This window comes from Pluralibacter sp. (genome assembly GCF_019237635.1).
Classification (GTDB): Bacteria; Pseudomonadota; Gammaproteobacteria; order Enterobacterales; family Enterobacteriaceae; genus Enterobacter_B.
Window position 1 is genome coordinate 1 of the sequence record NZ_JAFAGS010000144.1, and the last position, 19,636, is coordinate 19,636.

The 19,636-nt window shown below is 52.7% G+C and carries 22 protein-coding genes and 1 tRNA gene; 13 read left to right on the forward strand and 10 right to left on the reverse strand.

Features of this window, described 5'->3' with window-relative positions:
• The 11 genes from JO226_RS16400 to JO226_RS16450 all read left to right on the forward strand — a co-directional run.
• Window positions 1-685: DeoR family transcriptional regulator (locus tag JO226_RS16400; RefSeq protein WP_293606828.1), on the forward strand; the 685-nt coding region annotated here is incomplete at its 5' end.
• 25 nt (window positions 686-710) lie between these two features.
• Window positions 711-1,247, forward strand: coding sequence for a DUF4339 domain-containing protein (locus JO226_RS16405; protein WP_293606829.1), 537 nt, complete (start codon window positions 711-713; stop codon window positions 1,245-1,247).
• 41 nt (window positions 1,248-1,288) lie between these two features.
• Window positions 1,289-1,726, forward strand: a complete 438-nt coding sequence (locus tag JO226_RS16410) for a hypothetical protein (RefSeq protein ID WP_293606830.1) — start codon at window positions 1,289-1,291, stop codon at window positions 1,724-1,726.
• Window positions 1,727-1,792: 66 nt separating this feature from the next.
• On the forward strand, window positions 1,793-2,203 hold the full coding sequence (locus tag JO226_RS16415) for a hypothetical protein (RefSeq protein ID WP_293606831.1): 411 nt from the start codon (window positions 1,793-1,795) through the stop codon (window positions 2,201-2,203).
• A 77-nt stretch (window positions 2,204-2,280) separates the two neighbouring features.
• Window positions 2,281-2,517, forward strand: coding sequence for a DUF905 domain-containing protein (locus tag JO226_RS16420; protein ID WP_293606832.1), 237 nt, complete (start codon window positions 2,281-2,283; stop codon window positions 2,515-2,517).
• Between the two features lie 85 nt (window positions 2,518-2,602).
• A complete protein-coding gene (locus JO226_RS16425) occupies window positions 2,603-3,061 on the forward strand; it encodes an antirestriction protein (protein ID WP_293606833.1) in 459 nt (152 codons plus the stop codon).
• Between the two features lie 8 nt (window positions 3,062-3,069).
• Window positions 3,070-3,552, forward strand: coding sequence for a RadC family protein (locus JO226_RS16430; protein ID WP_293606834.1), 483 nt, complete (start codon window positions 3,070-3,072; stop codon window positions 3,550-3,552).
• Between the two features lie 8 nt (window positions 3,553-3,560).
• A complete protein-coding gene (locus tag JO226_RS16435; protein ID WP_293606835.1) occupies window positions 3,561-3,782 on the forward strand; it encodes a DUF987 domain-containing protein in 222 nt (73 codons plus the stop codon).
• Between the two features lie 17 nt (window positions 3,783-3,799).
• Entirely contained in the window at window positions 3,800-4,117 is a 318-nt protein-coding gene (locus JO226_RS16440; protein WP_293606836.1) for a type IV toxin-antitoxin system YeeU family antitoxin, read from the forward strand.
• Between the two features lie 21 nt (window positions 4,118-4,138).
• Window positions 4,139-4,504 carry a TA system toxin CbtA family protein gene (locus tag JO226_RS16445; RefSeq protein WP_293606837.1) on the forward strand — a complete coding sequence of 122 codons (366 nt, stop codon included), beginning with the start codon at window positions 4,139-4,141 and terminating at the stop codon, window positions 4,502-4,504.
• Window positions 4,505-4,754: 250 nt separating this feature from the next.
• Window positions 4,755-7,958 (forward strand): N-6 DNA methylase, encoded by a 3,204-nt coding sequence (locus JO226_RS16450; protein ID WP_293606838.1) that lies wholly within the window; start codon window positions 4,755-4,757, stop codon window positions 7,956-7,958.
• Window positions 7,959-8,358: 400 nt separating this feature from the next.
• Here JO226_RS16450 and JO226_RS16455 read toward each other — a convergent pair.
• The 3 genes from JO226_RS16455 to proB form a co-directional block, all read right to left on the reverse strand.
• Window positions 8,359-8,434 (reverse strand) — tRNA-Thr (locus JO226_RS16455).
• Between the two features lie 100 nt (window positions 8,435-8,534).
• Complete coding sequence (gene proA / locus JO226_RS16460; RefSeq protein ID WP_293606839.1) at window positions 8,535-9,788, reverse strand: glutamate-5-semialdehyde dehydrogenase; 1,254 nt, start codon at window positions 9,786-9,788, stop codon at window positions 8,535-8,537.
• A 10-nt stretch (window positions 9,789-9,798) separates the two neighbouring features.
• Entirely contained in the window at window positions 9,799-10,902 is a 1,104-nt protein-coding gene (gene proB / locus JO226_RS16465; protein ID WP_293606840.1) for a glutamate 5-kinase, read from the reverse strand.
• Between the two features lie 288 nt (window positions 10,903-11,190).
• Here proB and ompC point away from each other — a divergent pair, with 288 nt between their 5' ends.
• Entirely contained in the window at window positions 11,191-12,288 is a 1,098-nt protein-coding gene (gene ompC, locus JO226_RS16470) for a porin OmpC (protein ID WP_293606841.1), read from the forward strand.
• 108 nt (window positions 12,289-12,396) lie between these two features.
• On the opposite strand, the gene crl is transcribed toward ompC, so the two are convergent.
• The 3 genes from crl to gpt all read right to left on the reverse strand — a co-directional run bounded on the left by crl (window position 12,397) and on the right by gpt (window position 14,674).
• Window positions 12,397-12,798: a sigma factor-binding protein Crl gene (gene crl / locus JO226_RS16475; protein ID WP_293606842.1), complete on the reverse strand. Its 402-nt coding sequence runs from the start codon at window positions 12,796-12,798 to the stop codon at window positions 12,397-12,399.
• A 57-nt stretch (window positions 12,799-12,855) separates the two neighbouring features.
• Complete coding sequence (gene frsA, locus JO226_RS16480; protein WP_293606843.1) at window positions 12,856-14,100, reverse strand: esterase FrsA; 1,245 nt, start codon at window positions 14,098-14,100, stop codon at window positions 12,856-12,858.
• A 115-nt stretch (window positions 14,101-14,215) separates the two neighbouring features.
• A complete protein-coding gene (gene gpt, locus JO226_RS16485; RefSeq protein ID WP_293606844.1) occupies window positions 14,216-14,674 on the reverse strand; it encodes a xanthine phosphoribosyltransferase in 459 nt (152 codons plus the stop codon).
• A gap of 259 nt (window positions 14,675-14,933) precedes the next feature.
• Here gpt and pepD point away from each other — a divergent pair, with 259 nt between their 5' ends.
• Window positions 14,934-16,391: a cytosol nonspecific dipeptidase gene (gene pepD, locus JO226_RS16490; RefSeq protein WP_293606845.1), complete on the forward strand. Its 1,458-nt coding sequence runs from the start codon at window positions 14,934-14,936 to the stop codon at window positions 16,389-16,391.
• Window positions 16,392-16,437: 46 nt separating this feature from the next.
• Here pepD and dinB read toward each other — a convergent pair whose 3' ends face one another.
• From dinB to nqrE, 4 genes are all read right to left on the reverse strand, one after another.
• On the reverse strand, window positions 16,438-17,493 hold the full coding sequence (gene dinB / locus JO226_RS16495) for a DNA polymerase IV (RefSeq protein ID WP_293606846.1): 1,056 nt from the start codon (window positions 17,491-17,493) through the stop codon (window positions 16,438-16,440).
• Between the two features lie 101 nt (window positions 17,494-17,594).
• On the reverse strand, window positions 17,595-17,798 hold the full coding sequence (gene nqrM, locus JO226_RS16500) for a (Na+)-NQR maturation NqrM (RefSeq protein WP_293606847.1): 204 nt from the start codon (window positions 17,796-17,798) through the stop codon (window positions 17,595-17,597).
• A 2-nt stretch (window positions 17,799-17,800) separates the two neighbouring features.
• Window positions 17,801-19,024 (reverse strand): NADH:ubiquinone reductase (Na(+)-transporting) subunit F, encoded by a 1,224-nt coding sequence (gene nqrF, locus JO226_RS16505; RefSeq protein ID WP_293606848.1) that lies wholly within the window; start codon window positions 19,022-19,024, stop codon window positions 17,801-17,803.
• A 12-nt stretch (window positions 19,025-19,036) separates the two neighbouring features.
• The gene (nqrE, locus tag JO226_RS16510; RefSeq protein WP_013367456.1) at window positions 19,037-19,633 is read right to left on the reverse strand and encodes an NADH:ubiquinone reductase (Na(+)-transporting) subunit E; all 597 of its coding nucleotides are present in this window, start codon (window positions 19,631-19,633) and stop codon (window positions 19,037-19,039) included.
• Window positions 19,634-19,636: the final 3 nt, after the last annotated feature.

The window sequence follows — 19,636 nt, forward strand, 5'->3', positions numbered from 1 at the left end:
CCGGCTGGCTGTCAGGCTGTCACTGATAATCAGCCGCCTGGTTGCAGGTGAAACGCTGAACATGGCGCGGCTGGCTGCAGAGTTTGGTGTGTCAGTCCGTACCCTGCGACGGGATTTTCGCGAACGGCTGATGTACCTCGACCTTGAGTATCGACGGGGGCAATGCCGCCTGCGTAGTACCGGTGGAGGCGTACAGGGCGAGCTGGATGCGCTGACCTTTGCTCACCGGGCAGGACTGGCCGATATTTTTCCGGGGCTGGACCGGCGTCTGGCGGGCATGCTGCTCACCGCAGGAGGGATGCCCTGCCTGGTGTGGCAACCCCCACAGTCAGTGTCACCGGCCAGCTCGCTGGTGTTTTACCGCCTCGTCAGTGCCATTACCGCCTGCCAGCGGGTACTGCTGCTGGCCGAGGGAGAGCGCTGTGACGGGCTGGCCCCGTACCGACTGATTTCATTCGACGGCTGCTGGTACCTCACCGGTGAACTTAACGGGTATATCACCGTGCATCCTCTGGCGACCATCCATGCGGTGACAGTACTCAACACCACGTTCACCCCGCTAAAACGTCTCAGCCAGTTAACCACACAGGCGGGCTTTATCCGGGCTCTTCCGCACTTCAGCTGTATCCGCGAAGTCCTGTCTCCTGGGCCCTCTGAGGAGGAGCCGGGCAACCCACTGATTTAATTACCTCTGTTAAGAAGGAAAAACAATGACCTGGCATTACGAGAAAAATGGCATACGTCACGACAATGTGACTGAAGACGACATCACCAGTCTGATTATGCGCGGTGAACTGACTGCATCCACTTTGGTGTGGCGACAGGGAATGGCAGAGTGGCAGCCGGTCTCCGCAACTCCGCTGGCTTCGGCGCTGCTCCAGAGCACCACACCGCCAGCGCTGCCGGGGAACCGCATTCCGGGTGGCGTTGTGTGGACGCTGGCATTCGCTCCCTTCATTGGCTACGCGCTGGAGTTGTGGACTGCAGGATTGAGCGGGATGTCATTTGACGAGGCATATGATGCCGTCTCGGGTGGGCAGTACTGGTTTATCACGCTGCTGCTCAATATCGCTCTGGGATATCTCGATGAACGACGTCTGCGTAAGGCCGGAGTGGATACCACCATGTTCGGCAAACTGGCCTGGCTGGTGCCGTTCTATTTGTGGCGTCGGGCGAAAAACCTCGGTCAGAAACCGGCTTACTTCTGGGTATGGCTGGTGATGCTGGCACTGACTGTATGGGCCTGAATCACCGCTACCTGATACTTTCTCTGTTAAGGACCAACGTAATGAAAACACTGATTAAAATACTGGGCATTACCGGCAGCCTTCTGCTTTGTGCAGGGGCTCAGGCCCAGCCCTATAACCGGACGCTACCTGCAGTCGTCAATGACAACAACGGGAATATTTTCTGGTGTGATGCGCATCGTCAGGTTACCGGAAAATGCGAAGCCATGTCTGTTGACCGTCAGGGCGGGATGGTCACGGTGCGTTCAGCACCTTTTAAAGACTGCGAAGGCGGCCTGTGGGGCTGGATAACTATCATGCGCAACGATGTGTCGAAGGGATTCACCATTACTCCGGACAAGAAATTCGGTCTCACCGTAAAAGACCTGTGCCGTCCGGGCACGGTAGTGACCTTTAAGCCCAACCAGAAGAAGCCGGAATATGACGACCTGGTGGCACTTTACCAGGGCAGGGAACTGTTTCGCTACCGGCGCTTCTGATAATACCCGATACCAACCTCCCTCATTTTGTCCGGCAACGGGCTGGATTAATTCAGGAAGAAAACCATGCTGAAAATAATGACCTCTGCTGTACCCGCCTTCATTCTGTCACTTGCCGCATTCAGTGCCGGTGCTGCTCAGCTTCCGGCAAACCTGATGGATAAAGAAAATCCCGGCCAGGAGTACTGGTGCCAGGGAAACGACATCAACACCTCCATGTGTTCACTGACCGGTTTCAGCGACGACCATAAATTTGCCCTGATTCAGGATTTGCCCGGTCCAGCCTGTGAAGATTTAAGTTTCGGGATTATTGACCTGGTATTTAACACCGGACTTAACATCCCTTATGACGGTGGTGACTGCAAGGGAGATGTAAAGGCCGGGTTTGTTCGTGGCACAAAAGATAATGCCCTGTATGTGAAGATTGTCCGGGGCAGCAAAACTTTACGCCTGTATAAGGTGCAGACGGGTTTCTGATAATCACCCCACACCTGCATATACCCATAGCCCCTGACGCATCTGCGTCAGGGGCTTTTGCTTTTAAGGTACACTGAATGTCTGAATCTCACATGCTGCCACCGGGACCTTTCACCCGACAGCAGGCCGACGCTATTACCTGCCGGTATCAAAACATCGCCATTGAAGATGCCCGGCACAGTCACTTCCGCCTGGTGGTTCGTGACTCTGAAGGCCGGATGGTCTGGCGGGCGTGGTGCTTTGAACCTGATGTCGGTGAAGGACTTAATCGTTATATCCGCAAGTCAGGCATACTCAAAGCATCCTCCCCCTGACCACACCCATTCATCATCCCTGCATGTCCTTTATTTCCTATACGCCAGCCATCGTCGCTGGCGTTTTTATTGACGGAGAATATCCATGACGACACAAACGCAATGCGAATTGATGCCCGCTAATGAACCTCAATTTGACCTTACTGCATCACCAGTACCTGACGAGCAGCGTCTCGATTTCTGGCCGCTGCACTTTGGTGCTATCACGCAGTGGATAACGCTGGAACCCCGTATTTTCGCCTGGATGGACCGCTTCTGTGATGAGTACAGCGGTGGTATCTGGTCCTTTTACACGCTCAGCAATGGCGGCGCGTTTATGGCTCCTGATGCTGACAGTGACGATAAATGGCATCTTTTCAACAGCATGAACGGTAATAGTGCGCAAATGAGCGCAGAAGCCGCAGGTATTGCTATCTGCCTGATTGAATACAGCCATCACGCCTGTCGTACCGAATGCGATGCCATGACGGAGCACTATTACCGACTGCGGGATTACGCCCTGCAGCACCCTGAATTCCACGCCATTTTGCGCATTATTGATTAAGGATATTCATGATGGAACAGTCACTTATCCCACAGGCTACGGCACTTCCATTGGCCGCACAACGCACGGTAAAACGCGCTTTAACGCTGCTTGACCGATATCTGCGAGAAACAGGTGTGGCATTCACCTCCACTCAGACTGCCCGTGACTGGCTGAAGCTGAAAATGGCGGGGCTGGAGCGTGAAGAATTTATGGTGCTGTATCTGAACCAGCAGAACCAGTTGATTGCCCACGAAACCCTGTTTGCCGGTTCCATTAGCAGCACCGAGGTGCATCCCCGTGAGGTGGTCAAACGCGCCCTGTACTTCAATGCGGCCGCAGTGATACTGGCACATAACCATCCCTCCGGCGACACCACGCCCAGCCAGGCAGATAAGACCATCACGCAGCGTCTGGTGCAGGCGCTTCAGCTCGTTGATATCCGTGTGCATGACCACCTTATCGTCGGTGGCACGCAGATATTGTCGTTCGCTGAACACGGTCTGCTTTGAGGTATGACATGAAAATTATCAGTAAACGCCGGGCAATGACGATTTACCGTCAGCATCCGGCCTCCCGCATTTTTCGATACTGCACCGGCAGATACCAGTGGCATGGCAGTATCTGTCATTACACCGGCCAGGTCATTCCTGATATTCCCGGCGTGCTGGCTGTATACGCCGAACGCCGCCAGGACCGCGACGGACCTTATGCCTGTCTGATGAGTATCACCCTGAACTGACAATAAAGAGGTTATAAATGAGCAACACCACATGGGGCCTGCAGCGGGATATTACACCGCGCATGGGGGCACGTCTGGTGCAGGAGGGCAACCGGCTTCACTATCTGGCTGACCGGGCCAGTATCACCGGTCAGTTCAGTGATGCCGAATGCCAGAAGTTGGATATCGCGTTTCCGCATTTTATCAGTCAGATGGAATCGATGCTGACCACTGGTGAAATGAATCCTCGGCATGCCCATTGCGTCATCCTGTACCACAACGGTTTTACCTGCGAAGCCGATACTCTTGGCAGTTGCGGCTACGTATACACCGCTGTTTATCCCACTCAACGCTAACTTAATTTCACGAGAACAAGCATGAAAACTCTATCTGCTACAATTTCGCGGGCGGCGAAGCCCTGTCTGTCGCCCGTGGCCGTCTGGCAAATGTTGCTGACACGTCTGCTAGAACAGCACTATGGCCTGACACTGAACGACACGCCGTTCAGTGATGAAACCGTTATTAAGGAACATATTGATGCCGGGATTACTTTGGCCGATGCAGTCAACTTCCTGGTAGATAAGTACGAACTGGTTCGTATCGATCGCAGAGGGTTCAACTGTCGGGAGCAATCACCCTATCTTCGAGCGGTAGATATCCTGCGGGCACGACAGGCAACTGGCTTGTTGCGGCGAAGCCGTAACAGTAAAACATGTCAACTCCTGATATATCTTCCAGATTAACCTTCCACCTCTCCATCATCATTTCCACTCATGTTAGAACGCGCCAGTCACTGAAGATTGGTGCGTTTACTTTTTACGGGTAAAACCTTCAACCATCCAGACATAGTTCCAGATGACTTGTTCGGGCATTAATACTTGTACAGTTTACCAGCAGGCAAATCCTAGGCTATGGTGATAAACCTTGAAGAAGGATTTTACAACCCCCATAATGCCCGGTTGCATACTTTCCCTTGCTACCAGGCCTTACTACATGAAGCAATCCGCATACACATCGATTCAAGAAAAACGTCTTCAGCCTTGGAAGGGTGAAGAAGAAGTCCGGTTTGCCTGGAACAAGGCCCTAGAAGACGCAACGGGTTTACATCTTTTTGCAGAACGTGATCGTAATGATGCTAGTTACAATCACGTCATAATTGAATACAAAGCGCCTGGATATTTTAAAGGCAAGAAAGATAGTCCTGCGTTCCTGAATGCCACAAAAGAGCGGCTGCTACCTTATATAGTAAAAAAAGCAACAGAGACCAAAATCCCTGAGTCAAATTTTATCGGTATTGCGATAGATGGAGAACATATTTGTTTTGCCCAAGTCATTAATGGTGAGATCAATACCCAACACTTGATGCCATTTTCTCCCGAATCCGTAGAAATGGTAGTTGATGCTCTTCGTTCGGATACTCGTAAAGGGCTTACTACAGAAAATTTACTCGCTGATTTTGGTCATGGCTCTGCTAACGCGAGAGCCTTCATGCAGCAGCTCTCCGATGGACTCGCCCAGCAACTTGCTATCAGCGGAAATAACAAAATAAAAATGCTCTTTGCCGAATGGCGCACTTTGTACGGCCAGGTTGCTGACCTTTCCATAGTACAAGCTGAAGCCATTACAAAAGAGCTGAAATTTACTTGGCCTGGATCACCATCAGATTCAATTTCTGCTCGGCTCTTTGTTCTTCATACCTACAACTCAATGCTGATCAAACTGCTGGCAGCTGAGATAATCTCAGCGCATGGGCTGACTTCAATAGAACAACCAGCGCAAAGCATGGCAGCATTGAAGAATGACGCTCAGATGCTCGAGTTTCTCGGCTCAGCGATAGAACGCTCCACTCTTTTCCAAGAAGCAGGAATTAATGGCTTCGTTGAGGAGGCCATTTTCAGTTGGTATCTAGATGTTGCCAGCTTAAATACGGTCCCTGAATTGCTACCAACCTTAAGACGCTTACTTTCCGTTTTATCACTTTACCGTCTTGACCAGCTCTCCCAAACACGTGATGTATTACGTGATTTGTATCAAGGATTGGTACCAGGTAAATTGCGTCAGAGTTTGGGTGAGTTTTATACACCTGACTGGTTAGTTGACTTCACCTTAAATAAAGTCAGCGAGCCGAGCCTTATGAAAAAAAGAGTCCTTGACCCAACTTGTGGGTCAGGAGCTTTTTTACTGGCTGTCATTCGCAAGAAGCGTCAATTGGCTAAAGAGAAAAATCTCAGCGCTAGGGAAACATTGAAACTTATCTGTGACACTGTATGGGGTTTTGATCTCAATCCACTGGCTGTACAGACAGCAAGAGTAAACTTTCTTATTGAAGTCGCTGATTTATTATCGCAATGCCCGGGCCAAGAGCTAGAGGTTCCAGTTCTAATGGCTGATGCAATATATTCTCCAGCATCGACACCCAAAACATCTGACGCCATCATTCAGTATCGTATTGGCAGCCAATTTGCAAAGCTAGATATTCACTTGCCAGCTGCTCTGGCACTTGATCGCATCAACCTTGATGTCATGTTTAATCGCATGGGTAAAGATGTCGAGCTGGGACTCGATTTTGATGAGTCCATGGATAAAGTTAGGAAAGCACATTACTTTTCCAATGATCAGCTCAAAGAATGGGATGCCCCTCTGCGTTACACATACGATCAAATATTAAGTCTGCATCGCCAGAATTGGAATGGAATATGGTTCAGAATTGTCAGAAACTTTTTTTGGTCAGCTACCGCAGGGCAATTCGACTTAGTGATCGGTAATCCGCCGTGGGTGAGATGGTCTAAATTACCAGATTTATATCGTGAGCGCGTAAAACCGACATGTGAGCAATACGGGATTTTCTCGAATACTCGAATGCACGGCGGTAATGAGCTCGATATTTCCGCTATGATCACCTATACAGTTGCAGACAAATGGCTTAACGCCGGTGGGCGTCTGGCATTTGTCATCACAGGTACGTTATTTAAAAATCCATCATCAGCAGGTTTCAGAACATTCAAAATTGAGCCTTCACGCGAGGATTCTTTATACATTCAACCGATATCAGTTGATGATATGAAAGGTCTCAAGCCTTTTGAAGATGCCAGTAACCACACGACGATTGCGGTATTCGAAAAGACAAAAAATACGCCAGAGTACCCCGTATCATATCGAGTTTGGAGTCCTAGTGTCGGTAAAAAACGGGCTATAAAATCTTCGCAAACTCTTGAAGAGGTCATGGGCACTATTCAGTATGAAGAAAAAGAGGCCTTTCCTGTTAATGAACCTGGTTCACCATGGGCGATATTAGCACCAGACCGATTTGAAGCGATAAAATATCTATCCCGTCAATGCTCATGGACCAAGGGCAGGAAAGGAATTACAACCGACCTTAACGGTGTTTTCTTCGTACCTATCCTGAAGGTGAATGAAACTCATGTTCAAATTCGAAGCCGACCAGAGGCTGGTAAAAAAGATATAGGCCCAGTTAAGCAGGCTTGGGTAGAGGCTACCGATCTTTATCCCCTCATTAAGGGGGCAGGCGATTTTGATGAGTGCTATCTCAAAATCAATGCGCCTGATTTTGACAATAAAGACCGTCTTTTCACATTTGTTCCCAATACTGGGATATCAACTGCCGATTATGCAGAAGCAGAAGAACGCCTAAATAAGCATGAGCTTAGAAAGACTGCAGCTTGGTTTGATTCATTTGAACCAGTTCTGCAAGCACGTTCAACTTATCGCAGACAAATGAAAGGTGCACCTTTCCATGCCGTATATAACGTTGGTGATTACACATTTAAGCCATGGAAGGTCATCTGGCCCGAAATGTCTTCGTCATTCTATGCTGCTGTAGCCGGAAGTGCCGATGTACCTCTAGTAGGAACACGCCCTTACATACCTGATCATAAGGTCTATTTTTCAGCCTTTGATGACAAAGAAACAGCCTATTATCTGTGTGGACTATTGAATTCTCAAACTGTTCAGGAATGGATTAATGCACATAATGTTTCAATACAGGTTGCTGACGTGTTTAAGCATTTAGATTTACCTAAATTCCAAAGTGATAACAACCTTCATGTGCGTCTCGCTGAACAAGTCATGTCCGCTCACCAAGAGCACAACAAAGACACACGCAAATCTATCATCAGCGAAATCAAAACATTGGCGGAAGATATACTGACAAAATGGAGTAAACAACTTCCGGGATAATCTATAAATCAATACCAACTGTGCCGGAACTATCCAACTCAACTGTGATAAGATGCCTCACAGAGGCGTCTTATCATTTTTCTCTCTTCCAACTACTCGCGTGCCCTGCATTACGGATGTTTTCGATCACTATATAAGTCTGTTTAAAAATTTGTAAGCTTTCACATGAGGGTGCTTTTTTTGCTAATTTAGCTAAAACAGCAGCTTTTTTTGTAGTGCCCTATGACACAAATTTTCTTCCTATCCTGCTCGCTTTAGCATGCAAAAAAATCAGCTAATCAGAAAAAACCGCAGAGCACTGTAGATAAACGTTGACGAGAATCACTTACACATACAGTTACATGAAATGAAAAAACGAGATAAGTAAGAGAGGGATTTTAACGTAATATATTGATTTTAATGGTGCCGATAATAGGAGTCGAACCTACGACCTTCGCATTACGAATGCGCTGCTCTACCAACTGAGCTATATCGGCTTAGAGAGGAACTTAACGGGGTAAGAGGTTAAAACTATGCGAGTGATGCGTCAATGCCCTGAAGAATCAAATGGCTATTTTTGCATCACTCGCGGGTCAATCAGGCACGAATGGTATCGTCGCCAAAGCCTACCCACTTGTAGGTGGTCAGCGCTTCAAGCCCCATCGGGCCGCGGGCGTGCAGTTTTTGCGTGCTCACGGCCACTTCCGCGCCGAGGCCGAACTGGCCGCCATCGGTGAAGCGGGTGGAAGCATTGACGTACACCGCTGACGAATCCACCTCGTTGATGAAGCGGTTGGCGTTACGCAGCGTACGGGTCAGAATGGCATCAGAATGCTGGGTGCCATGCGCGCGAATATGCGCGATAGCGCCGTCCAGGTCATCCACCAGCTTCACATTGAGATCCAACGACAGAAACTCATCGTCGTACTCCTGCGTTTTCACCAGCACCACCTGCGCGGGTCCGTCTTTAAGCAGTCCTATCGCGTTCTCATCGACGTGCAGGGTGACGCCGCTTGCCGCCATCTGCTTACTCAGCGCTGGCAGGAAGGTATCGGCTATGGCTGTATGCACCAGCAGCGTTTCCACCGTATTACAGGTGCTCGGGCGCTGGGTCTTCGCATTAACGATAATTTTCAGCGCTGGCGCAAACTCGGCCGAATCATCCACGTAAATATGACAAACGCCGATACCGCCGGTGATGACCGGAATGGTCGACTGCTCACGGCACAGCTTATGCAGGCCCGCGCCGCCACGCGGAATAAGCATGTCGATATATTTATCCATCCGCAGCATTTCGCCCACCAGCGCGCGGTCCGGGCTTTCAATGGCCTGCACGGCGCCCGCCGGTAAACCACACTCTTCCAGCGCCTGCTGAATCACTTTTACCGTCGCGGCGTTGGTGCGCCAGGTCTCTTTACCGCCGCGCAGGATAGCCGCATTGCCGGTCTTCAGACACAGCGAGGCAACATCGACGGTCACGTTCGGACGCGCCTCATAAATCACCCCAACAACACCCAGCGGGACGCGACGGCGCTCGATACGCAGCCCGCTGTCCAGCAGACCGCCGTCAATCACCTGCCCGACCGGGTCGGCGAGGTTGCACACCTGACGCACATCATCGGCGATCCCTTTCAGGCGAACGGGCGTCAGGGCCAGGCGGTCCAGCATGGCTTCGCTGAGGCCGTTGGCGCGAGCTTCGTCGAGATCCTGTGCGTTAGCGCTGAGAATAGCGTCGGTCTGCGCTTCCAGATAATCGGCAATCCTTTCCAGAACCTGATTTTTCTCACGGCTGGATAACAGTGCCAGTTGATAAGAGGCCGCTTTAGCGGCAATGCCCATTTGTTCCAGCATGGGAAACTCCTTAACGGATGATCATATCGTCGCGGTGCACGGCGACCGGGCCATACTCATAGCCCAGAATGGCGTCGATTTGCTGCGAATGGTGGCCCGCAATGCGGCGCAACGCGTCGCTGTTGTAACGGCTGACGCCATGCGCAATATCGCGGCCTTCAAGATTACGAATACGGATGACTTCACCACGGGAGAAGTTGCCTGTCACGCTTTTAATGCCTTTTGGAAGCAATGAGCTACCTTTTTCCAGAATTGCCGCGGTTGCGCCTTCATCAACGGTGATTTCACCCGCTGGCGGCGCGCCGAAAATCCAGCGTTTGCGGTTTTCCAGCGGCGAGGCCTGGGCGTGGAAACGGGTACCGACCGGCATGCCTTCCATTACATCGCCAATCACGCCGGGTCGGCTACCTGCGGCGATAATGGTGTCGATGCCTGCGCGGCACGCCACATCCGCGGCCTGCAGCTTGGTGCCCATCCCGCCGGTACCGAGACCGGAGACGCTGTCGCCCGCAATCGCCCGCAGCGCATCATCGATGCCGTGAACGTCGGCAATCAGTTTGGCATCCGGGTTGCTGCGCGGGTCGGCGGTGAACAGCCCTTGCTGATCGGTCAGCAGCAGCAGTTTGTCTGCGCCTGCGAGGATCGCCGCCAGCGCGGACAGGTTATCGTTATCACCCACCTTAATCTCGGCGGTCGCCACCGCGTCGTTTTCGTTGATAACCGGAACAATGCGGTTATCCAGCAGCGCGCGCAGCGTATCGCGCGCGTTGAGGAAACGCTCGCGATCTTCCATATCCGCGCGGGTCAGCAGCATCTGACCTACATGAATGCCGTAAATGGAGAACAGCTGCTCCCACAGTTGAATCAGGCGGCTCTGCCCCACGGCGGCCAGCAGCTGTTTGGATGCGATAGTGGCGGGCAGTTCAGGATAGCCGAGGTGCTCCCGCCCGGCGGCGATCGCGCCGGAGGTGACTATCACAATACGGTGCCCGGCAGCATGCAGCTGCGCGCACTGGCGCACTAATTCAACGATATGGGCGCGATTCAGACGACGCGATCCCCCGGTTAAAACACTGGTACCCAGCTTGACCACCAGCGTTTGGCTGTCACTCATGATTCTCTGCCATTAAAAAAGAAGAAATGATATCGAACAGACGTTTTAACAGGAGTACGCGCGCTTGCCAACTCCCTGAGGAGTCTGCAAAGCACTTTGTTGCGCGGGATCAGGAAGCGTAGCGGCGGAAAATGACTTTTTTATTACAGAAACATTAAAACACATTTTTTTAGAGAAATTCTTACTTTGTCATAAAAGTTTCATTCCTGAAGGTTAAAAAGCTTCCTGTTTTTTTCGTGGGATGAGTTCCCGGATTTATAGCGCGTATTTAATACTCAGGGTTAAAAAATGAATAAGAGCACACTGGCATTAGTGGTAATGGGCGTCATGGCAGCGTCTGCTGTACAGGCAGCTGAAATCTATAACAAAGACGGTAACAAGCTGGATCTGTATGGCCGCGTAAAAGCTGAACACTATTTCAGCGACAATGCTTCTGTTGACGGTGACCAGTCCTATATTCGTCTGGGTTTTAAAGGCCAGACACAAATTAACGATCAGCTGACCGGCTTCGGTCAGTGGGAATATCAGGTTGCCGCCAACAAGGTAGAAGGCGACCCGAACACGGCGAAAACCCGTCTGGCGTTCGCCGGTCTGAAAGCCGGTGATTACGGTTCATTCGACTACGGTCGTAACTACGGCGTGCTCTACAACGTCGCGGCGTACACCGATATGATGCCGGAGTTCGGTGACGACTCCTTCGTTAAAACTGACAACTTCATGACTGGCCGTGCTAACGGTCTGGCGACCTACCGTAACAACAACTTCTTCGGTCTGGTTGATGGCCTGAAGCTGGCGCTGCAGTACCAGGGTAAGAACGAGAACGACGGCCGTGCGTCAAGCAAAGCTAACGGCGACGGTTTTGGTACCTCTCTGAGCTATGACTTCGGCGACTCCGGTTTCACCCTGGGCGCGGCATACTCCAACTCTAACCGTACCCTGTCTCAGCAGGACGGGACTTACGGTAAGGGTTCTGACGCTGAAGCGTGGACTACGGGCTTCAAATACGATGCCAACAACGTTTACCTGGCGGCTATCTACGCAGAAACCCGCAACATGACCCCGATTTCCGGTACGGCGTCAATCAACGGCGTGAGCACCAAAGTCAGCGGCTTTGCCAACAAAAACCAGGCAACGGAACTGATCGCGCAGTACCAGTTCGATTTCGGCCTGCGTCCGTCCATCGGTTATGTCCAGTCTAAAGGCAAGGATATCGAAGGCGTAGGCGATGCGGATCTGGTGAAATATATCGACGTCGCAGCGACCTATTACTTCAACAAAAACATGTCCGCGTTTGTGGATTACAAAATTAACCAGTTGAACGACAATAACAAACTCGGCCTGAATACCGATGACGTTGTCGCAGTGGGTCTGGTTTATCAGTTCTAATCCCACATAAAATAAGAGCCCTTCTGTTCGCGCCGAAGGGCTTTTTTATTTTCAGTGCATATCAAATAATAACCCCCTGGAATAATAATGCTTTCAGGGGGTTAATTTTCAGGCGGAACGTTTTACCGGTTGGCCTTTAAAATCATCCGCAGGCTCCAGCGCCAGATCGAACGTTTTCAGCAGATCGCGAACCCTTTCATGAAAGTCGCGAAGCGTCTGTTCGAGGCGGTCTTTCACTTCAGTGTCTTTGATGACCACGGCTTGCCAAATGCCATCTTTGTCATATAAACCAAACTGATAGCTGTAGGTGAAGCGTTTCTCTTCTGCTTCCATTTCCAGCCACCAGCCCCAGAACTCGCGCTTTTCAGGGGCCGGTTTAACGTTGACGCACACAGCCAGGCAGTCGAAAAAAAAACGGTTATCCTCGCACTGATCCTCACGAATGTAGGGGCCAAGGGCCGCTAATTTCTTGGTCAGTTTACTCTTCGGGTGTCCACTCGGTAACGTCATTGCGATCTCCTTTAGTGATGCAACTGTTTTACCAAATCAATAAAATTTAGCAATATATTAACTAAACCGATGATTGATCCACCCGGCAATTTCTTTCAAAGCTTTATCAAAATTACGATATACCGGGTTAAACGCCACCGGCAGCAATTTACCATCGGCAGATGACGAGGTAATTAACTGTGACTCTTCCGGCGGGCTGAAGGGATCGTTTTGCCAGAATGCGGAAAGCATTGGCGTCGGGCAGCGTCGCCCCAATAATCCTTGCGTTTTAAGGGAATAGCGGTTGAGCTCAACGCGCAGCGCATCATCTGAAGCATCGTGCATCCCCAGGCTTGAGGCCAGCACGTCGAGATACATCTCAGGGACGCTGGCCTGACGCTGCGGGTCGCTCAACAGGCTGTGCACCACCGGGCCGATGCAGGCAACCGCTCTGAGGCGCTGAGATTCCAGATACGCCAGTCGCACCGCAACGTTGGCGCCAAAACGGAAGCCGAACGCCGCCACCCGCGTGTGGTCAACCCACGGAATCGTCGGTAGCGCTTTCAGCACATGTTGATGCAAAAAGCTGGAGTCCTGCGTCAGCTTCCATTTTGAGGAGAAGCCGATAGAGGGCATATCCAGCGTCAGCATCGCGATACCGCGCGGCGCAAAGTAGTTCTCATACAGGTTGAAATAATCGCTTTGCAACGAATCAAGCCCGCCGCACATCAGCACCGTCGGAAACGGCGACTCGCCGGGGGGCATATGCAAAAAGCCGCTGACCGAGGGGCCGCCGGGAATCGTGAATTCCAGTTCACGCATAGAAACCGGCAAACGCTGCGCAGCTTCTTCATAGGCGCGATTGGCCAGCGCCTGAGCCTGTTCCGCCAGGTCATCGCCTTTCAGGTGCGGGTAGGCGGCGATGCTGTATAAATTTGACGCGTGCAGCCAGTGACGACCGCTTAGCGCATCATCCGTCTCCTGCCCCGCTTTTTGCTGCCAGAGCATCGCCTGCCTGGCCCATTCGTAGATCCAGTTGCCGCCGCGGTAGCCAATCACGGTGTCGTAAAGCTCGGCATCCGTGCGCTCCGCCTGGCTCATGACAATACGCGCCTGAACGTCGAGGATCTCCTGCGGCGACACGCCGCGCCAGATCCACATCAGCCGGTTAATCATCCGGTACCAGTGGGGGATGTTTTTACCGTCCAGCGCAGATTGCACCGACGACGCGTTTCCCGGGTTAAAGCGGCGCACCAGCGTTGAGGTTTCCGGGTGTTTAAAACGGGGTTTAAACAGCGTTTCGCTAAGATTGGGCTCAGACATCGCACAGACTCCATAGATACGACATAGTGTCTATTGTACCGCGCTTGTGCCGAAAAAGAACAACGCCCGGTAAACCGGGCGTTAAGAAGACGTATTTTGTGAGGAATGTGCGGAGTTAGCGACCGGAAATCGGCGGAACAAACACCACGCCCATATCCCATGGCTGCTCAATCCAGGTATCCTGCGGGATATCAATGACGTAGTCATCAACCAGCGGCTGACCGGCCGGTTTGGCGAAAATGGTGACGAAATGCGCTTTTGGATACATTTCACGAATAGCCACCGCTGTGCCGCCGGTATCAACCAGATCGTCAATCACGATAAAGCCTTCGCCATCACCTTCCGCGCGCTTAACCACTTTCAGCTCGCGCTGGTTGTCGTGGTCATAGCTGGAGATGCACACGGTATCAACGTGACGGATACCTAACTCACGCGCCAGCAGAGCGCCAGGAACCAGACCCCCACGGCTTACGGCAATGATGCCTTTCCACTGTTCAGCTGGCAGCAGACGGCTTGCCAGTTTGCGGGCGTGAATTTGCAACATGTCCCAGGTGACAACGTATTTTTCGCTCATGTGATAGTGTCCCAGCCAGTCTAAAACGGCTTAAAAAATGTTCGGGGTAATTCCAGGTTGCGCGAGATTATAGAGATCTGGCGCACTAAAAACCAGTGCTTAGCGGCCTTGCCGGGAGTTTTTACGTGGTTCGTACTACCAGAGAAGGCAGAAAGTGGTATTCTCAACCTCGTCTCGCAAGTCAGGCTCAAGGCCTGATTGTCATTGCTAACCCGTTACCTGCAAGCGACTTTTGCAGTAAGCCCTAAGGAGACTTATTGTGTCTGAACTGTCTCAACTATCCCCGCAACCGCTGTGGGATATTTTTGCCAAAATTTGTTCCATTCCGCACCCGTCCTACCACGAAGAACAGCTCGCCGAGCACATTATGGGCTGGACGAAGGGAAAAGGGCTCCACGCAGAACGCGATCAGGTGGGCAACATTCTGATCCGCAAACCGGCCTCCGCGGGTATGGAAAACCGTAAACCGGTCGTGCTGCAGGCGCACCTCGACATGGTGCCGCAAAAAAACAACGATACCGTTCACGACTTCACCAAAGATCCGATTCAGCCGCACATCGACGGCGAGTGGGTTAAAGCGCGCGGCACTACGCTTGGCGCGGACAACGGCATCGGTATGGCTTCCGCTCTGGCGGTACTGGCCGACGACAGCGTTCAGCACGGCCCGCTGGAAGTCCTGCTGACCATGACGGAAGAAGCGGGTATGGACGGCGCATTCGGTCTGCAGCCGAACTGGCTGCAGGCGGATATTCTGATCAACACCGACTCTGAAGAAGAGGGGGAGATCTACATGGGCTGCGCCGGGGGTATCGACTTTATCACCACCCTGCCGCTGAGCCGTGAAGCGGTACCGGCGGGCTATCAGACCTTTAAGCTGACGCTGAAAGGGCTGAAAGGCGGCCACTCCGGCGGCGATATCCATTTGGGTCTCGGCAACGCCAACAAGCTGCTGGTGCGCTTCCTTGCCGGTCATGCGGCGGAGCTGGACCTGCGTCTGCTGGATTTCAACGGCGGCACCCTGCGTAACGCTATCCCGCGTGAAGCATTCACCACCGTTGCCGTTCCGACCGCTAACGTTGAAAAACTGAAAGCGCTGGCGGATAAATACCTGGCCATTTTGCAAAACGAGCTGTCCGTAAAAGAGAAAAACCTGACCGTTATCCTTGAAGCCGTTTCGACGGACAAAGGCGCGCTCAGCACCGCTTCTCGCGACATTTTTATTCAACTGCTGAATGCAACGCCGAATGGTGTTATCCGCAACTCCGACGTGGCGAAAGGGGTGGTTGAAACCTCGCTTAACGTCGGCGTCGTAACCATGAATGACGATAACGTGGAAATCATCTGTCTGATTCGTTCGCTCATCGACAGCGGTAAAAACTACGTGGTGAGCATGCTGGAATCACTGGGTCAGATGGCGGGCGCGAAAACCGAACCGAAAGGCGGTTACCCGGGCTGGCAGCCGGATGCAAACTCGCCGGTGATGCACCTGGTGCGTGAAACCTATCAGCGTCTGTTCAACAAGATGCCGAACATTCAGATTATCCACGCCGGTCTGGAGTGCGGTCTGTTCAAAAAACCGTACCCGGATATGGACATGGTATCCATCGGGCCAACCATCACCGGTCCGCACTCTCCGGACGAGCAGGTCCATATCGAAAGCGTGGGCCAGTACTGGACGCTGCTGACCGAACTGCTGAAAGCGATTCCGGCGAAATAAGGTTGTCCTTTTAAGCACAGCGCCCCCCATTTGCGGGGCGCTGCCTCTACAACCCCAGCACCAGCTGGCGTTCAAGCTGCGGATCGAGCAGCGTCACATGCAGCCCCACCAGCCTGACGCCCCTTCCCCCTCGCCGTTCCTGCCAGGTGTTGTACGCCGTGGCGATAAGGTCGTCTTTGTTTAGCGTCGGCCAGACATGCTCCTGGGTCGTAAGCTGGAAATCGTTAAATTTGAGCTTCACGCCCTGCCGCGCGATGCGTAAATCGGGTTTCACCTTCGCCAGCCGCCGTTCGAGCTCCGGGTACAGACGCTCAATAATGGCTTCACACTCTGCCCAGTCGTGAATATCCTCCGCCAGAGTACGCTCGACCCCAACCGACTTGCGCAGGCGCGTGTTGTTGACATCACGCTCATCAATGCCGTTGCTGCGTTCCCACAGCACCCGGCCAAACTTGCCAAAGCGCTTAAGCAGCATCGCGAGATCGCTTTGCTGCACATCGCCGCAGGTGCGCAGCCCCATGCTTTCCAGCTTCGCCGCAGAGACTTTCCCCACTCCGGGAATTTTCGCCAGCGGCAACGTGATGAGAAAGGCGGGGACGTCATCGGGCGTGATGACATACTGCCCGTTGGGCTTGTTGAGATCGGAGGCGATTTTCGCCAGAAACTTCACCGGCGCGACGCCCGCCGAGGCCGTCAGTTGCAGCTCATCGAAAATCGTCTGGCGAATTTCCTGCGCCATCAGCGTGGCGGAGCCATGGCAGTGAAGACTGTCGGTGACATCAAGATAGGCTTCATCCAGCGACAGCGGCTCGATAAGCGAGGTGTAGCGGGAAAAGATTTCGCGGATATGCACGGAGGCGGCCTTGTAGGCGTCGAAACGCCCCGGCAGCAGCGTCAGGTGCGGGCAAAGCTTCAGCGCCATCGCCGTGGGCATCGCGCTGCGCACGCCGAACTTACGCGCCGGGTAGTTGGCGGTGCTGATCACGCCGCGCTGTACTCGACTGCCGCCGATGGCGACAGGAATATCGCGCAGCGCAGGATTATCCCGCATCTCAACGGCGGCAAAAAAGCAGTCCATATCAACATGGATTATTTTGCGCATACTTAACCCTCACCAACCACTGGATAAGTATACAGCAAACGAGCAAGAAATGAGAAGTGGGACGAACGCCCTCTCCAGGTCTCTGGAGAGGGCGTCGTTATTCAGAGGATACGGTTAGCTTCACGCGCCATGCGTTTCTTGCGCGCGTCGCACGGCTCAGGGCAGTCGCACACCTTTTCAAGCCCCAGGGAGGAGATCCCCCCGCAGCTTCCCTGAATACTTTTACGCTTAAGCAGATAGCCCAGCGACATGCCGAGGATCACCAGCACAAAAATGACAAATGTCGCCAGAAAAACCGTCATCATCCTTAGCCTCCAAAATCATCCAGCAGGATGTTGTCATCTTCTACGCCGAGATCTTTGAGCATCTTAATCACCGCGGCGTTCATCACCGGCGGCCCGCACATGTAAAACTCGCAGTCTTCCGGCGCCGGGTGATCCCTCAGGTAGTGGTTATACAGCACGTTGTGAATAAAGCCCGTATAGCCTGTCCAGTTGTCTTCCGGCTGGGGATCGGAAAGCGCCACATGGAAGGTGAAGTTCGGGTTCTCACGCGCCAGCTGTTCAAACTCATCGTCATAGAACATCTCGCGCAGCGAACGCGCGCCGTACCAGAAGCTGATTTTGCGGTGGCTGTGCAGACGCTTAAGCTGATCGAAGATATGCGAACGCATCGGCGCCATTCCCGCGCCGCCGCCGATAAACACCATTTCGGCATCGCTGTCTTTGGCGAAAAACTCACCAAACGGCCCGGAAATCGTCACCTTATCGCCAGCCTTAAGCGACCAGATATACGAGGACATAATCCCCGGAGGCGCATCCGGCGCGCCCGGCGGCGGCGTTGCGATACGCACGTTGAGCATAATAATGCCCTTCTCTTGCGGGTAGTTCGCCATTGAGTAAGCGCGAAGCGTCGGCTCTTTTACCTCTGAGACAAAGCGGAACAGGTTGAATTTGTCCCAGTCGCCGCGGTATTCCTGCGGCACGTCGAAATCGGCATACGCCACCTTATGCGCCGGGCATTCGATCTGGATATACCCACCGGCGCGGAAAGGCACGCTCTCCCCCTGCGGAATCGCCAGCTTGAGCTCTTTAATGAAGGTCGCTTTGTTATCATTAGAGATAACCTCGCACTCCCATTTCTTGACGCCGAAGACCTCTTCCGGCAGCTCAATTTTCATGTCCTGCTTCACCGCCACCTGACAGGCCAGACGGCATCCCTCTTTGGCTTCGCGCTTAGTGATATGCGAAAGCTCCGTCGGTAGAATATCGCCGCCGCCCTCTTTCACCACCACCCGGCACTGGCCGCATGAACCACCGCCGCCGCAGGCCGAGGAGACAAAAATCCCGTTACCTGACAGCGTGTTAAGCAGCTTATCACCCGCCGGGGTACGGATCTGTTTATCCGCCTCGTCGTTAATGTCAATGATCACATCGCCGGAGTTCACCAGCTTTGATTTTGCAAACAGGATCAATACCGACAGGGCCAGTACGATCAGCGTAAACATACCTACGCCCAGTAAAATTTCCATAGTTCCCCGCCCTTACAGTTGCACACCGGAGAAGGACATAAAGCCCAGCGCCATCAAACCGGTGGTGATGAAGGTTATCCCTAAACCGCGCAGTCCTGCGGGCACGTTGGCATATTTCATCTTTTCGCGGATCCCCGCCATAGCGACGATCGCCAGCATCCAGCCGATGCCGGAGCCGAAACCGTAGACAATGGATTCCCCAAAGTTATAGTCACGCTGCACCATGAAGGAGACGCCGCCAAAAATGGCGCAGTTCACGGTAATCAGCGGCAGGAAGATACCCAGGGCGTTGTACAGCGCCGGGAAGTACTTATCGAGGATCATCTCAAGGATCTGCACCAGCGCGGCGATAACGCCGATAAAGGTGATGAAGTTGAGGAAACTCAGGTCAACGCCCGGCGCCAGCGCGCCGTCGCGCAGTACCAGGTTATAGACCAGGTTGTTCGCCGGCACCGCAATGCCCAGAACAACCGTTACCGCAACGCCAAGACCAAAGGCGGTCGACACCTTTTTCGATACCGCAAGGAAGGTACACATGCCGAGGAAGAACGCCAGCGCCATGTTTTCAACGAATACCGCGCGGACAAACAAGCTAAGATAATGTGCCATCGG

Excerpts from the sequence above, each read along its gene's own strand:
- JO226_RS16405 (WP_293606829.1), top strand. The coding sequence starts at position 711 with ATGACCTGGCATTACGAGAAAAATGGCATACGTCACGACAATGTGACT.
- dinB (WP_293606846.1), bottom strand. The coding sequence starts at position 17,493 with ATGCGCAAAATAATCCATGTTGATATGGACTGCTTTTTTGCCGCCGTT.
- crl (WP_293606842.1), bottom strand. The coding sequence starts at position 12,798 with ATGACGTTACCGAGTGGACACCCGAAGAGTAAACTGACCAAGAAATTA.
- nqrE (WP_013367456.1), bottom strand. The coding sequence starts at position 19,633 with ATGGCACATTATCTTAGCTTGTTTGTCCGCGCGGTATTCGTTGAAAAC.
- nqrF (WP_293606848.1), bottom strand. The coding sequence starts at position 19,024 with ATGGAAATTTTACTGGGCGTAGGTATGTTTACGCTGATCGTACTGGCC.
- ompC (WP_293606841.1), top strand. The coding sequence starts at position 11,191 with ATGAATAAGAGCACACTGGCATTAGTGGTAATGGGCGTCATGGCAGCG.
- JO226_RS16410 (WP_293606830.1), top strand. The coding sequence starts at position 1,289 with ATGAAAACACTGATTAAAATACTGGGCATTACCGGCAGCCTTCTGCTT.
- proA (WP_293606839.1), bottom strand. The coding sequence starts at position 9,788 with ATGCTGGAACAAATGGGCATTGCCGCTAAAGCGGCCTCTTATCAACTG.
- JO226_RS16440 (WP_293606836.1), top strand. The coding sequence starts at position 3,800 with ATGAGCAACACCACATGGGGCCTGCAGCGGGATATTACACCGCGCATG.
- gpt (WP_293606844.1), bottom strand. The coding sequence starts at position 14,674 with ATGAGCGAAAAATACGTTGTCACCTGGGACATGTTGCAAATTCACGCC.
- JO226_RS16445 (WP_293606837.1), top strand. The coding sequence starts at position 4,139 with ATGAAAACTCTATCTGCTACAATTTCGCGGGCGGCGAAGCCCTGTCTG.
- JO226_RS16420 (WP_293606832.1), top strand. The coding sequence starts at position 2,281 with ATGTCTGAATCTCACATGCTGCCACCGGGACCTTTCACCCGACAGCAG.
- JO226_RS16435 (WP_293606835.1), top strand. The coding sequence starts at position 3,561 with ATGAAAATTATCAGTAAACGCCGGGCAATGACGATTTACCGTCAGCAT.
- JO226_RS16415 (WP_293606831.1), top strand. The coding sequence starts at position 1,793 with ATGCTGAAAATAATGACCTCTGCTGTACCCGCCTTCATTCTGTCACTT.
- proB (WP_293606840.1), bottom strand. The coding sequence starts at position 10,902 with ATGAGTGACAGCCAAACGCTGGTGGTCAAGCTGGGTACCAGTGTTTTA.
- frsA (WP_293606843.1), bottom strand. The coding sequence starts at position 14,100 with ATGTCTGAGCCCAATCTTAGCGAAACGCTGTTTAAACCCCGTTTTAAA.
- JO226_RS16425 (WP_293606833.1), top strand. The coding sequence starts at position 2,603 with ATGACGACACAAACGCAATGCGAATTGATGCCCGCTAATGAACCTCAA.
- JO226_RS16430 (WP_293606834.1), top strand. The coding sequence starts at position 3,070 with ATGATGGAACAGTCACTTATCCCACAGGCTACGGCACTTCCATTGGCC.
- JO226_RS16450 (WP_293606838.1), top strand. The coding sequence starts at position 4,755 with ATGAAGCAATCCGCATACACATCGATTCAAGAAAAACGTCTTCAGCCT.
- nqrM (WP_293606847.1), bottom strand. The coding sequence starts at position 17,798 with ATGATGACGGTTTTTCTGGCGACATTTGTCATTTTTGTGCTGGTGATC.